The following is a 15,248-nucleotide window of genomic DNA, read 5'->3' as shown; positions in this document are numbered from 1 at the left end:
GGAACGGCCCGCATTCTTCGAACCGACTCAGTGCACGGTGACGGTCGGGCCGGTGACCAGCCCACGCAGCTCCTCGGGAAGCTCGGCGCCCATCTCGTCGGCGATGCGCAGCGCCTCCTCGATCAGCGTCTCCACGATCTGCGCCTCGGGCACCGTCTTGACGACCTGGCCCTTGACGAAGATCTGGCCCTTGCCGTTGCCGGAGGCGACGCCGAGGTCGGCCTCGCGGGCCTCGCCCGGACCGTTGACGACGCAGCCCATGACGGCGACCCGCAGCGGCACCGGCAGCCCTTCCAGGCCGGCGGTGACCTCCTCGGCGAGCTTGTAGACGTCCACCTGGGCCCGCCCGCAGGACGGGCAGGAGACGATCTCCAGACCGCGCTCGCGCAGGCCGAGGGACTCCAGGATCTGGTTGCCGACCTTGATCTCCTCGACCGGCGGGGCGGACAGCGACACCCGGATGGTGTCGCCGATGCCCTCGGCGAGCAGGGCGCCGAAGGCGACAGCCGACTTGATGGTGCCCTGGAAGGCCGGCCCGGCCTCGGTGACACCGAGGTGCAGCGGGTAGTCGCACTGCTCGGCGAGCTGCCGGTACGCGCGGATCATCACGACCGGGTCGTTGTGCTTGACCGAGATCTTGATGTCGCGGAAGCCGTGCTCCTCGAACAGCGAGCACTCCCACAGCGCCGACTCGACGAGCGCCTCGGCGGTGGCCTTGCCGTACTTGCTCAGCAGCCGCTTGTCCAACGAGCCCGCGTTGACGCCGATCCGGATCGGCACCCCGGCGTCCCCGGCGGCACGGGCGATCTCCTTGACCTTGTCGTCGAACTGGCGGATGTTGCCCGGGTTGACCCGGACGGCCGCGCAGCCCGCGTCGATCGCGGCGAAGACGTACTTGGGCTGGAAGTGGATGTCGGCGATCACCGGGATCTGCGACTTCTTGGCGATCGCGGGCAGCGCCTCGACGTCGTCCTGCGACGGCACCGCCACCCGGACGATCTGGCAGCCGGACGCGGTCAGCTCGGCGATCTGCTGAAGGGTCGCGTTGACGTCGGAGGTGAGGGTCGTGGTCATCGACTGCACGGACACCGGCGCACCGCCGCCGACGGGCACCGAACCGACCATGATCTGGCGGCTGGCCCGACGGGGAGCGAGCGGCGGGGGCGGCACGGCGGGCATACCGAGACTGATAGCGGTCACTTCAGGCACTCACCTTGAGAAGAGCGTGATCGGGTTGACGACGTCCGCGGCGATGGTGAGCAGCGTGAACGCGCCGCCGATCAGGATCACCGCGTACGTGAAGGGCATCAGTTTGAGGTAGTCGACCCGGCCCGGGTCGGCCCGGCCGATCCGGGCGTAGACCCAGGAGCGGACCCGTTCGAACCAGGCGATGGCGATGTGGCCGCCGTCCACCGGGAGGAGCGGAAGCAGGTTGAACACCCCGATGAAGAAGTTCAGCGACACGAAGAGCATGAAGAAGACCAGCCAGGCGTTGTTCTGCACGGCCTCCCCGCCGAGCCGGCTGGCGCCGACGACGCTGATCGGGGTGTCCACGTCCCGCTCGCCGCCGGTGAGGGCGGTCCACAGGGCGGGGACCTTCTGCGGGATGCGCTGCAACGCCTGCGCGGTGCCGACGGCGAGTTGACCGGTGAAGTCGGCGGTGGCCCCGAAGGCGGCCCCCGGCCCGTACGTCACGCGGGTGGGGGTGCTGGGCACGAGACCGACGCCGAGCGCGGCCACCGGCGCGGCGGCGCCCTTCGGGTCGTCCAGGGGCGGCCGCTGGGTCTGCGCGAGCACCGTGCTGGTGCTGCCCGCCTGCCCGTCGCGGACGTACTCGATCCGCGTGGTGTCGCCCGGCTTGAGACTGCGCAGGGTGGTCAGCAGGTCGCCGTAGTTGGCGATCGGGGTGCCGTTGATCGAGGTGATCCGGTCGCCGTCGCGCAGCTGTGCCTGGGCGGCCGGGCTGGCCGCGTCGGCGGGGGTGCACGCCCGCACCGCGTTCTCCGGCACCACGCAGTCGCTGAGCTGGATGACCGCGGGCTCCTGGCGGGCCTGCGCGTCGGTGGTCGGGAAGTCCGGGTTGGGCAGGCCGGCGGAGACGGCGAGGATCCAGATGGTGATCAGCGCGAGCGCGAAGTGCGTGATCGAGCCGGCGGCCATCACGATCGTCCGCTTCCAGACCGGGTAGCGCCACATCACCCGCGACTCGTCGCCCGGCTCGACGTCGTCGTCCTGCGGAGTCATCCCGACGATCTTGCAGAAGCCGCCGAGCGGGATGCCCTTGAGGCCGTACTCGGTCTCACCCCGCTGGAACGACCAGATGGTGGGGCCGAAGCCGACGAAGTACTTCGTCACCTTCATCCCGAACATCTTGGCGGTGAGCAGGTGCCCCGCTTCGTGCAGACTCACCGAGACGAGGATGGCCAGGGCGAAGAGGACCACCCCGAGCAGGTACGACATCAAGCTCCTTCCACCGAACCCGCGATGATCTCCTGCGCGTGCGCGCGCGCCCACGATTCGGCCGCGAGCACGTCCCCGACGGTACCTGGTTCGGCGAAGTCCGGAGCGTCCTCCAGCACGCGCTCCAGGGTGTCGACGATGCCGAGGAACGGCAGCCGACCCGCCACGAAAGCCGCCACGCACTCCTCGTTCGCCGCGTTGTAGATCGCCGGGCGGCAGCGTCCGGCCTCCCCGGCGGCCTTGGCCAGCGCGACGGCCGGGAACGCCTGATCGTCCAGCGGCGCGAACTCCCAGGTGTGCGAAGCCGTCCAGTCGACGGCGGTGGCGGCCTCGGGCACCCGGTCCGGCCAGCCGATGCCCAGCGCGATCGGCAGCCGCATGTCCGGTGGGCTGGCCTGGGCGATCGTCGACCCGTCGACGAACTCGACCATCGAGTGGATCACCGACTGGGGGTGCACCATCACCGTGATGTCGGCGTACGGCACGTCGAACAACTCGTGCGCCTCGATCACCTCAAGGGCCTTGTTGACCATCGTCGCCGAGTTGATCGTGACGACCGGCCCCATGTTCCAGGTCGGGTGCGCGAGCGCCTGCTCCGGTGTGACCTGCGTCAGCTCGTCGCGCCGCCGCCCCCGGAACGGGCCGCCGCTGGCCGTGACGATCAGCCGCCGCACCTCGCCGCGCGCCCCGGAGCGCAGACACTGGGCCAGCGCCGAATGCTCCGAGTCGACAGGCACGATCTGCCCCGGCCGCGTCACCGCGGCCTTGACCAGCGGGCCGCCGGCCACGAGCGACTCCTTGTTGGCCAACGCGAGAGTACGACCACCGCGCAGAGCGGCCAGCGTAGGAGCGAGGCCCAGCGAGCCGACCACCCCGTTGAGCACGACGTCGCACGGCCACTGCGCCAACTCGGTCATGGCGTCCGGCCCGGCCACGATCTTGGGAAGTTTGAAGTCGCCGGTGGCCCAGCCCCGCCGGCTCGCCTCCGCGTAGAACGCCAGTTGCAGGTCCTGCGCGGCGGACGCCTTGGCCACCCCGACCGCCTCGACGCCCAGTTCGAGGGCCTGCGCGGCGAGCAGCTCGACGTTGCCGCCGCCGGCGCCGAGCGCCACCACCCGGAACCGGTCCGGGTTGCGCCGGACGATGTCGATGGCCTGCGTGCCGATCGAACCGGTGGACCCGAGCAGAACAAGGTCGCGGGGGGAAGTCACGAGCCCATTCTCCCCCACCGCCGCTGTACGCCCGCTGGGAGCCTCAGCCCTCCCCGCGCCCTTGATCGACACCACATCGCCGACCTCGCGGGATCCGAATCCCCGGACACCCCCACCTCGCCGAACTCGTGTCGATCACGGGCGCGCGAGCCTCACCCTGTTCGCCCGACCCGTCGGGTGCCGCCTCCTCGCCCAGCAGGTCGGCCGGATCGATGGAGAACTCGAACGGCTCCCGCATGACGAACCGCGTTCCGGCCGCAGCGGCGGGCTGTACTCCCCCTCGGTCAACTCGTACAGCGGATCGCACACCGACTCCGCCAGCGATCAGCCGTAGATCGTGGTCATCGCGAGGGTCGGCTGACCACCGTGAACTCGATGAAGGCGGCCCAGGCCGAGGGGGTGAAGGTGACGCCGTCCATGCCCGACCGTCATGATCATGCGTCTGATCGTCGGATGGCCCAGGGTGTCCTACTCCGTAAGCATCAGCGGCGGTCACGGTCAAACACGGAGGGGACCACATGAACCAGAAACTTCAGGCGCGCGCGTTCGAACGGGTGGCGTCGATCCTGCAACCCGGCGAACAGCCGGTCACCGCGACCCGGGCGATGGTCGGCAGTTTCTCCGCCGGCCGACTCGGGACTGTCGTCTCGCAAGGGCTGATCACCGCGGGTGCCGGGGCGGTGGGCCACGCGCTGTCGCGGACCAAGAAGCAGTTCGTCGTCCTCACCAACCGGCGACTCATCTTCCTGCCGCAGACCTTCCTCGGCGGGCCCGGCACCGGCGTTCTCGGCGAGGTGCCCCGGGAACACGTCGCGCTCGCCGAGGCGAAGATGGGCATCGTGAGCCTGCTGCGTCTCGCCTTCGGCGACGCGGGAGACGGCGTCACGTTGACCTTCCCCCGGGTGGACAAGAAGAACGCCGAGGCCCTCGCGGCGGCCCTGGCGCCGGTGCCGACCGCCTGACCTGCCCCGGCCAGCAGGGGGCATATGCAGATCTTGGACAGTTTCCGTCCGGTGCGGACGGAAACTGTCCAAGATCTGCAGGAGTGGCGGCCGCCAGGCGTCCGCTCAGGTGGGCCTGGTCACGATCGGGCCGATCCCGGTCAGATGACCCTCGGTGAGGACAATGACCTGGTCAGCGGTGACCGAAACGATCCGGCGGACCTGTTCGGGCAGCGCGACGGACCGGATGACGCGGCCGGTGGCGATCTCCCAGACCCGCAGGACCCGGTCGGCGCAACTGGTGGCGAGCACCGGAACGCCGTCGAGGATGGCTGGCAGCAGCACGCCGACCCTGTCGGGGTGCGTCAGGGCCGGCCCGGCCGGCTCCCCGGTGGTGATGTCCGCGCAGGTGACCGTGCCGCCCACGACGCTGATCACCACGGCATCGAGTACGTGTAGTCCGCTGACAGCGGCCGCCCCGGGCCAGTTCCGGCCTTCCGGTGCGGTTCGACCGGTGCGTTCGGCGAACCGGCCCGGCGGGGCCAGCTCGGTCAGATCGGTGCTGTCGAACCAGCGAAAACCGCCGGCCTCGGTCCCCGTCAACACGACGGTGCGGCCGTGCAGGTCACCGAGTGCGATCGAGGTCGTCTCCCGCAGGTCCAGTCGGAGGGAGGCGCGCAACGCCAGCGTGGTCGCGTCCCAGACGGCGAGGGTGCCTCCGCGGTCGGCCGCCGCGATCAGGCCGTAGCCCGTGGTGACCGCGTGCAGCACGGCGGGGGTCAACGGGGGCTCGGGCGCGGTGTGGGTCTCGCCGGTGGCCAGGTCGACCGTCGTCGGCTGAAGTCTCGACATCACGACGAGCACGTCGCGGCCAGCAGCGGTGGCAGCTTCCAGTAGCGGGTCCCACTCCGTGGCCCGGTGGGTGATGTGTCGTTCACCGGCCGGCCGGTGAACATCTCGCCCGTCGGTGGCATCGACGACCTCGAACGCCCCGGTGCGGTCCACGGCGACAACCACGGGTCGCCCGCCGATCGTCGACGACACCGCGTCGCCGAAGTAGGGCCCCTCCGGGTCATCCTGCGTCGGAGGGTCGGTGAGGTCGAAGAGGTTGGCCCGCCCCTCGGTGCTGCCTCCCTGCGCCGCGAAGAGGTACGAGCCGTACACGGCCACCTTGTCGACATGCTGGGTGAAGTCGGTCCGGATCGTCCCCCGCAGGGTGCCGTCCCGCAGGTCCACGATCCGCAGCGCGCGTCGCTCACCGAGCACGGCCCAGGCACCGTCGGCGATGAACACCGGTGCCCCGCGCGGGTCCGTCGTGGTGGGAAACTGCGCGACCGGTGCCGCCGTGGTGGGATCCCAGAGGGTCAGCAGGCCGCTGCCGGCGACCGTCACCGCACGCCGCTGACCGTCCAGCATCGTCCAGCCGCCGCACGTCGTCGGCTCGGCCATGGCGACGTCGCCGGAGCGGCGCAATCCGTCGAGGTCGTGGAAACACAGCGTCATCGTGGTGTCGTCCTCGCCGCCGAGGCTGAGGACGACCGGAGCCCCGTCGGTGCTGATCGCCACCTCAAAGACGTAACCGCTGTGCGCGGCGGTCCTGGCCAACTGCCGACCGTCGGCCAGATCCCACAGGAGCAGGTAGCCGTCCTCGGTGCCGGTGACCGCGACCCCGGCACCGACCGCGAGGCTACGGAGGCGGCCCGCACGGCGGGGAACGTCGTCGGGGTCAGTGGCCAGCAGAAGTTTCCCGGACGCGACATCCCATACGCGCAGCCGCTCCTCGTCCACGGCGACGACGGCGTCACCGTCGAACACGGCCCCCGGATAGTAGTGATCGTGCGGCCCCTCCAGGCGGACCACGTCGGCCTCGCCCCCGGCCAGAGGGATGCGATGGACACGGCCGCCGGCCATGGCCCACGCGTACGTGTCATCCAGATGGACCCCGTTGATCGAGGAGTTGAGCTGGTGCACCTGCCGCAGTGCCGGACTCAACGGCTCGCCAGCCGTCCACCGGGGCTGGCACGCCCCGGGGTCCTTCGCCAGCAACTGCTCCGCGCGCTCGGACTGTCCACTGCGTAGCAGCCACAGCATGCGCTCCAACCGATCCACCCCGCACCTCCTGACGATCTCGCGCAGGCTATCCCGAACGTGCGACGGGTCGACGTGCGTGCGCCTGAGGATGCTGGCCGAGCAGCCGGTGATCGACTCGGTTTCGTGGAAATCGGGGTATCCGCGGAACGCGGATACCCCGAAATCGCTGAAGGCGCGTTGATCGAGAGTGGTTGGAACGGCCGGGGACCGCCGGAGCGGCCCCCGGCCGGGACTAGCCCCCGTTGATGACGAACTGTGAGCCCGGCTCGACGACGATGGCGCCGTCGGCCGAGTTGGTGATGGTCACGTTGGTCAGGTTGGCGTTGCCGCGCGCGCCGCCCATCGCGAGGATGCCGGCGCCGTTGTTGGATTTGTCGATCCGTACGTTGGTGATGGCGACATTCGGCATGTTGCCGCCACCGTTCTTGAACTGGATGCCGTCGTACGTCGAATCGATGATGTCGGTGTCGCGGATGGTGACCCCGACGATGTCCCGGGTGGCGGGGAAGAGCGTGATGGCGCCGAACTCCTGGTCCTCGTTCCAGAACGCGCCGCCGGTGCGGTAGAGCCCGTTGTTGGCGATCAACGTCGTGCCGGAGAACGGCAGCGGGTCGTGGTCGGTCGCCAGCATGATGCCCGGGTAGTTCGCGGTGTCGTAGATCAGGTTGTTCTCGATCGAGTTGTCGTAGCCGCCGTAGATGGCGATGCCGTTGGCCCGCCAGGGCAGCTGGACGGTGTTGTTGACGAAGTGGTTGTCGTGGGCGATGTCGACGCTGCGGTCCTTGACGTACGGGTTGGCCCAGACGGCGAGCGCGTCGTCGCCGGTGGTGCGGAACGACGAGTTGAACACCCGCGAGTTGCGCGTGCCGTTGCTGAAGTTGATGCCGTCGGCGTACGTGTCGCGGATCCGCATGCCGGTGAACTCCAGCCCGTCGGCCGGGCCCCACAGCTCAGGGATGTTGTCGTAGTCGCGGCCCACCCAGACACCCACGTTGGCGTGCTCGATCCACACGTTGCTGATTTTGGTGCCGGTGCCGAATCGGCCGTTGAGACCGACGCCACCCTCGGCGTTGCCGTCGCCGCCGCGGATCCGGCCGGAGCCGAAGATGGCGATGTCGGAGATCTGGGTGTTCTTGTCGATGTCGAAGCCGAAGTTGCCCTCGTGCGGGTGGTTGATGCCGCCCACCACGTTCTGCGGTTCGGTGAGCGTGTAGAGCTGCGAGTGCCACATGCCGGCGCCCCGGATCGTGACGTTGCTGATGCCGACCTGGTTGTACATGCCCCGGTTCTGCGGGTCGTCGGTCAGGATCTTCTGCTCCTGCCGCCACTGCCCGGCGGGGATCCAGACGCAGCCGATGACACCGTTCTGGTCGTCGGTCACGGCCCGCTGGATGGCTGCGGTGTCGTCGAGCCCGTCGTTCGGAACCGCGCCGTACGCGGTGATCGAGGTGCAGCCGGCGGGCTGGCTCGCCGGCGGCGCCACCTGCTCCAGGTCGATCATGTCGATCACGTAGAACGAGGCGGTGTCACCCGAGTCGCGCTGCAACTTGAACCGGGTGCCGGCCGGGTACGACTGCGCCAGCAGCGCGTTCGACTCGTCGAAGAGCCGCCGGGCGTCGGCCTGCGGGGTGTTGGTCAGCGCCTCGGGCCCGTCGGTGTTGCCGTAGAGCCAGCTGTGCTTCGACGACAGGGTCAGCTTCCGGGAGAACACGTCGTTGACGTAGAGGCTGATGGTCGCCTCGATGCCGCCGCCACCGGGCGCGTCCGGGATCGAGTTGCGCACCACTATGGAGTTGGCCTGGTTGGCCGAGGTGAACTCGACGAACTGGCCGGTGCTGGTGAGCCGTACCGACTTGCGGCCGGAGGACTCGCTGGCGAAGTTGGTGTGCCCGAAGGTGCGCAGCGGGTCGGTCTCCAGCAGCGTGCCCTGGTAGCGGCCGGCCTCGGCCTCGTAGGAGACGTACGGGACGGCGGCCCCACGGCCGACCACTATCGACTGGCTGAACGCGTTGTTGCCCTCGTTGGTCTCGGTGACCACGTTCGTCGCGTCGGCGGTGGCGGTGAGGGTGGCGCCGCCGCTGGTGGCGGTCCAGCTGCCGGTGACGGCCACGGTGACCGTCGCGCCGGCGGCGATCGAGGCGGTGGTGGTGTTGAGCGTGGTGCCGCCCGCCACCAGTCGGGTGACTGTGGTCGCGCCGGTCGCGGTGGTGCCCCGGTTGCGGACCGTCACGGTGAAGGTGACGGACGCCCCGACGGCCGGGTTCGGCGGGTTCGAGGCGATGCTGAGCACCTGGAGGTCCGGGCCCGGCGCCTGCGCGACCACCAGCGGCGACGCCGCCGTGAGGCTGTTGTTGCCGTTGTTCTGCTCGACGATCGTGTTCGTCGGGTCGACCACCGCCGAGACGGCGTAGCTGCCCATCGGCCGCGTACCGGCGTTGAACGACACGGTGGTCGAGCCGCCCGCGGCGAGCGCGCCCACCGTGGCGCTGCCGACGACCGCGCCGGCCAGGCTGAAGTTCACGGTCGTAGCACCGGCGGACGCGGAGCCGACGTTCTGCACCACGGCCGAGAGGGTGACCGGGGAGACCTCGCTGGGCGACGAGGGCGACCAGGTCAGCGAGCTGACGACCAGGTCCGGGTTGGGCGCCGGGGTGCCGCACACCTCCAGCTCGGCCACCTGGCCGGACGGGGCGCCGGTGTTGCCGGTGAACCGCAGCTGCACGTCCGCGGTGGTCGCGGTGACCGGGATGGTCACCACGTTGGTGCCCTGGGCGAACTGGTACGCCGCCGCCGACACCAGGCTGGTGTACGCCGACGACGCCTGGTCGCGGCCGAGGACACCGATGGTCTGGGTACGGGTGCCCCAGGCCGGGTCCGGGTTGAGCTTCACCGTGACAGCGGAGATGGCGTGGTTCGCGCCCAGCGCCACGGTCAGGTTCTGCGGGTAACTGGCCGCGCCCTCCCAGTAGGTGGTGAGCTGCCCGTCGTTCGCCTTGTCCGGCGTGAAGCTGAAGGTGGAACCGCTCGCGGTCATGCTCTTGCCCTGCGCCACGTTGGTGCACGCGGGCGGGTTGCTGCCGGTCCGGGTCACCGTGTTGCTGGTGCCGGAGAGGTTGCCGGCGCCGTCGCGGGCGCGCACGTAGTACGACACGGTAGCCGTCGCGGGCTGGGTGTCCTGATAGGTCAGCACCGTGCCCAGCGTCGCGATCAGGCTGCCGCCCCGGTAGACGTTGTAGCCGGCCAGGCCGCTGCCGCCGGAATCGGTCGACGCGCCCCAGGTGAGCGTGATCGTGCTGCCCGACGTGCTCTGGGACAGCGTCCCCGGCACGCTCGGCGCGGTGGTGTCACCGCTGCCGGTACGGGTGACCGTGTTGCTGTTGCCGGACAGGTTGCCGGCGGCGTCGCGCGCCCGGACGAAGTACGACACTGTCGCCGTGGCCGGCTGGGTGTCGTTGAAGGTGGTCACGTTCCCGACGGACTGGAGGAACGCGCCGTTGCGGTAGATGTCGTAGCCGGCGATGCCGCTGCCGCCCGCGTTGTCGGTGGACGCGACCCAGTTGAGGGTGATGGTGGTGCCCGACTGGGTGTAGGAGAGGTTGCCCGGCACGCTCGGCGCTGTGGTGTCCGGGGTGGTCGTGCCGCTGCCGTACACCTCCAGTTCGGAGAGCTGCCCGGCCGGCCAGCCGCTGTTGGCGGTGACGGTGATCCGCACGTAGCGGGTGGAGGCCGAGCTGACGTTGATGGTGACGGTGCTGCCGCTCGCCGGGTTGAAGGTGTACGTCTGCGACCCGACCAGGTCGGTGAACGACGACCCGGTGGCGCTGCCCTGCACGCTCAACGTCTGCGTACGGGTCGCCCAACCGGAGGTCGGCAGCTTCAGCACGACCTGGTTGACCGACTGCGACGAGCCGAGATCGACCTGCACCCACTGGGGGAACGAGTTGTTGAGGCTCTCCCAGTAGCTGCCCGCGTTGCCGTCTACGACCTTCGACGAGTCGTAGACGTCGGCGTGGCCGCTCTCCTGGGTGGGACGGCCCTGGGCGAGGTTGGTGGCGGCCGGGGCGAAGGCGCTGCTGGCCGGGGCGGCGGGGCGGGCGGCGCCGGCCGGGCTCGCGATCGCGGTCGCCCCCGCCGTGGCCATCAGGGTGGCCGCGGCCATGGCCGCCACCATCCTGAACAGATTCGTTCGTCTCATCACTGTCCTTGTCGTCGGGGGACGGTTGCCGCGGCGGCGTGACCACGGGGTGGGGGTGCGGCGGTGCAGCGCCGGCCCACGCGGGAGTGGGCCGGCGTCGAGAGAGACGGGGGTACGGACCGCGCGGGGCACGACCAGCAACGGGCCCAGAGCGGCCCGCCGAATCTTCCGCATACGTGCTCGAAATCGTGCACGTCTTTGTCGAAATCTTGCGTTACTTTGGCCAAAGGTTACTGACGTGCTACGGGAGCGTCAACACTTCGACAGCCGTGACTATTGATGGGCTCTTCTGCCCCGACGCCCGACGCGCCGTCCCCACACACGGCGAAGGTGCGGCCCCCGACGACTGGAGGCCGCACCTTCGCCGATGCCGCGCGGATGTTGCGTCAGAAAGTGCGGGAACGATCAGGCGTCTGGTGCCGCCAGGACGAACGTCTCCAACAGCTCCCCGCCGTACCAGTCGGTGCGCTGACCCACATGGGTCATGCCCAGCCTCCGAGCGACAGCCATCGACGGCTCGTTGCCCGGCGACACGACCGCGTAGATCTCCCGGGTGCCGGCGGCGAACTCCCGCGCGACGAGCGCACGCGCGGCCTCGGTGGCGTAGCCGTGACCCCACGAGTCCGGGTGCAGGTGCCACCCCGTCTCGATGTCCTCGGTCCGCACCGTCTCGTCCCGCCCCGGCAGCGGCTTGAGCAACGCGGTACCGGCCACCTGACCGGTCTCGCGCACCTCGACCGCCCAGGTGCCGTACCGGCCACCGTCGGCGGCGTGCCGGTCCTGCCAGAACCGCAGCCGCTCGACGGCCTGGGCCGGGTCGGTCATCGGCAGGCCCGGCGAGGCGCCCAACCAGCGAGTGATCTCCGGGCGGGAGTAGATGTCGTAGATACGGGCCAGATCGGCCGGATCGTCGGTCCAGTCGCGCAGGATGAGACGTTCGGTGGTGACAACAGTCATGACCGGCGATCTTAAGGAGTGACCGCCCCGAGGACAGGGAAGGAGAACCCGATGGGCAACGGATGGCAGCGCGCGAAGCGGATCACCAGTGCCGCGTTCCGTCCGGTGCGCGGGCGGGACCTGTCGCTGCACGCGGCCGCGATCACCTTCTACGGGGCGATCGCCGTGGTCCCGGTGGCCCTGCTGGCCCTCTGGCTCACCTCACTGATCGCGGGCGCCGATCGGGTACGCCGGCTCACGTCGTACGCCGTGGAGGCCCTGCCGACGGCGATCGGGGCGCCCCGGGCGGTGGCCGCGCTTGTCGACGCCGGGGTGGAGTTGACCCCCGTGCTGGCCCTTGCCTCGCTGCTGCCCGCGTCGCTGTACGGCGAGGGGCTCCGCCGGGCGTTCGTGTCGGTGGCGGCCCCGCGCAGCGACGAGCACCTGGTCGGTTGGCGAGGTCGACTGCTGCTGCTGCCGCTGCTCGCGCCGGCACCCGCGCTGCTGCTGTCGATCCTGCTGGCGCTCCCGGTCACCACCCACCTGGTCACCCAGGGCGGCTGGCTCGGCGCTCTGGGGGTGGTGCTGTCGTTCCTGGCGGTGTGGCTGGTGCTCACACCTGTGGTGGTGTGGGTGTTCCGGGTGGTGGGGCCCGCATCGCCGGACTGGCTCTCCACCCTCGGGCTCGGGTCGTTCACCGCGGCGAACCTCTCCGGGTTCATGCACGGCTTCGTGCTGTTCGCGTCCCTGCCGCTGGATCTGGGCGCACCCTTCGGCGGCTTCGACGAGATCGGCGCCGGCGTGGCCGTGCTCCTGTGGCTGTACCTGTTCCACGTGATCGTCCTGGCCGGCTACTCCGCCACCCTGGCCCTCTCCCGCTGGCGTGCCCAACGCGCTCCCCGGCCGAGTTGATCAGCGCGCGGTGGGCTGACCCCGCGCGGTGGTGGGGCTAGGCTGCGGCGGCATGAGCAGTGAACTTCCCGGCCGGGCCGACGTCGTGATCGTCGGTGCCGGGCACAACGGTCTGGTCTCGGCCATCCTGCTGGCCCGCGCCGGCCTGGACGTCCTGGTGCTGGAGGCGGCCGACGTCATCGGCGGCGCGACCCGCACCGAGAACCCGTTCCCGAAGGTGCCGGGGCTGCGCCACTCCACCGGGTCGTACCTGCTCGGGCTCATGCCGCCGGAGCTGCTCGCCACCCTCGACGTGCGGATTCCGGTGCTGCGCCGCGACCCGCACTACTTCCTGCCGACGCCCGGCGGCCTCGGCTCGCCGTACCTGCTCTTCGGCAGCGACACCGCCGCCACCCGGGCGCAGCTCGCCGAGTTCTTCTCCCCCGCCGACGTGGCCGCCGACGACGCGATGCAGGCCGAGCTGGCCGCGCTGCGCGAGGACCTCGCCCCGGCCTGGCTGGCCGAGCCGCTGAGCGCCGAGGAGACCGCCGAGCGGCACGTCCGCCCGGCGCTGCGGCAGGTCTTCGTCGACCTCGTCCGGGGCTCGGTCGCGGACTACCTGGCCCGGTTCGAGTTCCGCTCCGAACTGCTGGTCAGCATGTACGCGGTCACCGACGGGCTCTCCGGCCTCAACGCCGGCCCGGACGACCCCGGGACCGGCCACAACTTCCTCGTGCACAACATGTGCCGGCTGCCCGGCTCCGGCGGCACCTGGATGATCGCCGAGGGCGGGATGGGCACCGTCTCGGCCACGTTCGCCGACGCCGCACGCGCCGCCGGAGCGACGATCCTGACCGGTACGCCGGTGCGCGCGGTGACCCTGGACGGCGGCGCGGCCAGCGGAGTCGTGCTGGCCGACGGCCGGCAGGTCGCCGCGCGGGTGGTGCTCGGCGCGTGCGACCCGTACCGGCTGATGGACCTGGTGCCCGACGGCGCGCTCCCGGCGTCGCTCGGCGAACGGATGTCGGCGGTCCGCCGCCCCGGCACCACCCTGAAGCTCAACCTGGCGCTCACCGACCTGCCGCGGTTCTCCTGCCTGCCGGCGGGCACGCCGAGCCCGTTCGGCTCGACAATCCACCTGCTGCCCGGGTCCGCGTCGCTGGTCGGCGGCGACTCCGCCTCGCCGATGACCGCGCTGCGTGACATGTGGGCGGACGTGCAGGCGGGGCGGCTGCCCGCGGAGCCGACGATCGAGTGGTACCTGCACACCACAGTCGACCCGTCGCTGTCCGACGCCGCCGGGCACCACTCGTCGGCGCTGTTCGTCCAGTCGGTCCCCTACGAGCTGGCCGGCACCACCTGGGAGGCGGAACTGCCCGGCTACGTCGACCGGCTCGTCGCGATCGTCGAGCGGTACGCGCCGGGCACCGCCGACCTGATCGCCGACGCGGTGCCGCTGCCCCCGCCGGGCATCGAGAAGCACTTCGGCATCACCGGCGGTCACATCCACCACGTCGACAACACCGTCTCGTTCACCGACCGGATGCCGTACGCCACAGGCATCGACGGCGTGTACGCGGGCAGCGCCGGCTGCCACCCGGCGGGCAGCGTCATCGGCGCCGCCGGCCACAACGCCGCCCGACGCATCCTCGCCGACCTGGGGTCTGTTTCCTGAACGGCGGTCGAGCCGAGGCGGGGGCCGGGCGGCGATCCGGCAGGGCGCGTTCCCAGCAAACAGGCCCTACGCCGCTGACCGGCCCTCGCTCGTGCCGGCGGACGGCCGGAGGTCGCCCGGGCCGCCGATCAGGTAGTAGCCGACCAGCAGGAGGTACGCGCAGAGGCTCAGGATCGGGTCGATGAAGACGACGGCGAAGGCGACGAGGTAGAGCAGGGGCTTGACCAGCACCCGACGCGCGATCGCCCGGGCCAGCCGGGGATCCAGGTCGGGGTGCAGCAGCCCACGTCGGCGGGCCCACCACCAGCTCAGGTTGACGAAGATCGCCTCGCCGAGCACCGTGCCGAGGTACAGGGCGGCGGTCAGTCGCTGCTCGGTCGTTCCACCGCGCAGGTTGTCCGACAGCAGGTCGGCGGTGAACGGGATGGTGGCGATGAAGAGCAGGACGCCCAGGTTGAAGACCAGCAGCATCTGATCGACCCGGACGACGTACCGCCACAGGTTGTGGTGGGCGAGCCAGACCTGCCCGGCGAGCGCAAAGGTGATCACGTACGCCAGGTAGGACGGCCAGGCGTGGGCCAGGGCGTCCGGAAGCGCCCGCCCACTCTCCCTGGCGGGACCGGTCTGGAGCAGCTCGACGGCCATCACCGTCAGCACGACCGCGAAGACACCATCGCTGAACGTCTCCACCCGCGCGGCGTCCCGGGCCTTCTCCCGGCCGCGCTCGTACCGGTACTCGCTCTCCCGCGCGTCCGCCCCCGCCACGCCCGCCCCGCTCTCGTCGCGCACCCCACCCCGCGATCTTGCGCTTTCGGTCGCCGCTCTGGGGCGATTGCGGCACTTTGCGC

At 70.7% G+C, this 15,248-nt stretch carries 10 protein-coding genes; 3 read left to right on the top strand and 7 right to left on the bottom strand.

Annotated elements, in window-relative coordinates; genetic code table 11:
* Positions 1–27 precede the first annotated feature (27 nt).
* Genes ispG through dxr form a run of 3 tightly spaced genes read right to left on the bottom strand, consistent with a single transcriptional unit; the run spans position 28 to position 3,671 of the window.
* Positions 28–1,200, bottom strand: a complete 1,173-nt coding sequence (ispG, locus tag B0E54_RS15570) for a flavodoxin-dependent (E)-4-hydroxy-3-methylbut-2-enyl-diphosphate synthase (protein ID WP_130408231.1) — start codon at positions 1,198–1,200, stop codon at positions 28–30.
* Between the two features lie 9 nt (positions 1,201–1,209).
* Entirely contained in the window at positions 1,210–2,460 is a 1,251-nt protein-coding gene (locus tag B0E54_RS15565; protein WP_234584250.1) for an RIP metalloprotease, read from the bottom strand.
* Positions 2,460–3,671, bottom strand: coding sequence for a 1-deoxy-D-xylulose-5-phosphate reductoisomerase (gene dxr, locus B0E54_RS15560; protein WP_234584249.1), 1,212 nt, complete (start codon positions 3,669–3,671; stop codon positions 2,460–2,462). The genes B0E54_RS15565 and dxr overlap by 1 nt, the downstream gene beginning before the upstream one ends.
* A gap of 518 nt (positions 3,672–4,189) precedes the next feature.
* Between dxr and B0E54_RS15555 the strand changes: the two genes are divergently transcribed.
* A complete protein-coding gene (locus B0E54_RS15555; RefSeq protein ID WP_234584248.1) occupies positions 4,190–4,633 on the top strand; it encodes a hypothetical protein in 444 nt (147 codons plus the stop codon).
* Positions 4,634–4,738: 105 nt separating this feature from the next.
* On the opposite strand, the gene B0E54_RS15550 is transcribed toward B0E54_RS15555, so the two are convergent.
* The 3 genes from B0E54_RS15550 to B0E54_RS15540 all read right to left on the bottom strand — a co-directional run bounded on the left by B0E54_RS15550 (position 4,739) and on the right by B0E54_RS15540 (position 11,855).
* Positions 4,739–6,721 (bottom strand): WD40 repeat domain-containing protein, encoded by a 1,983-nt coding sequence (locus B0E54_RS15550; protein ID WP_234584247.1) that lies wholly within the window; start codon positions 6,719–6,721, stop codon positions 4,739–4,741.
* Positions 6,722–6,935: 214 nt separating this feature from the next.
* Positions 6,936–10,898, bottom strand: coding sequence for a CARDB domain-containing protein (locus tag B0E54_RS15545; protein WP_234584246.1), 3,963 nt, complete (start codon positions 10,896–10,898; stop codon positions 6,936–6,938).
* Positions 10,899–11,303: 405 nt separating this feature from the next.
* Positions 11,304–11,855 (bottom strand): GNAT family N-acetyltransferase, encoded by a 552-nt coding sequence (locus B0E54_RS15540; protein WP_234584245.1) that lies wholly within the window; start codon positions 11,853–11,855, stop codon positions 11,304–11,306.
* A 51-nt stretch (positions 11,856–11,906) separates the two neighbouring features.
* Between B0E54_RS15540 and B0E54_RS15535 the strand changes: the two genes are divergently transcribed.
* The gene (locus tag B0E54_RS15535; RefSeq protein ID WP_234584244.1) at positions 11,907–12,746 is read left to right on the top strand and encodes a YhjD/YihY/BrkB family envelope integrity protein; all 840 of its coding nucleotides are present in this window, start codon (positions 11,907–11,909) and stop codon (positions 12,744–12,746) included.
* A gap of 52 nt (positions 12,747–12,798) precedes the next feature.
* Entirely contained in the window at positions 12,799–14,400 is a 1,602-nt protein-coding gene (locus tag B0E54_RS15530; RefSeq protein ID WP_234584243.1) for an NAD(P)/FAD-dependent oxidoreductase, read from the top strand.
* Positions 14,401–14,466: 66 nt separating this feature from the next.
* On the opposite strand, the gene B0E54_RS15525 is transcribed toward B0E54_RS15530, so the two are convergent.
* On the bottom strand, positions 14,467–15,165 hold the full coding sequence (locus tag B0E54_RS15525; protein WP_234584284.1) for a TMEM175 family protein: 699 nt from the start codon (positions 15,163–15,165) through the stop codon (positions 14,467–14,469).
* Positions 15,166–15,248 lie beyond the last annotated feature (83 nt).

Source organism: Micromonospora sp. MH99 (assembly GCF_021442385.1).
GTDB lineage: Bacteria > Actinomycetota > Actinomycetes > Mycobacteriales > Micromonosporaceae > Micromonospora.
The sequence above is the reverse complement of the archived record's forward strand: the minus strand, read 5'-3'. Positions and strand labels throughout refer to the sequence as shown.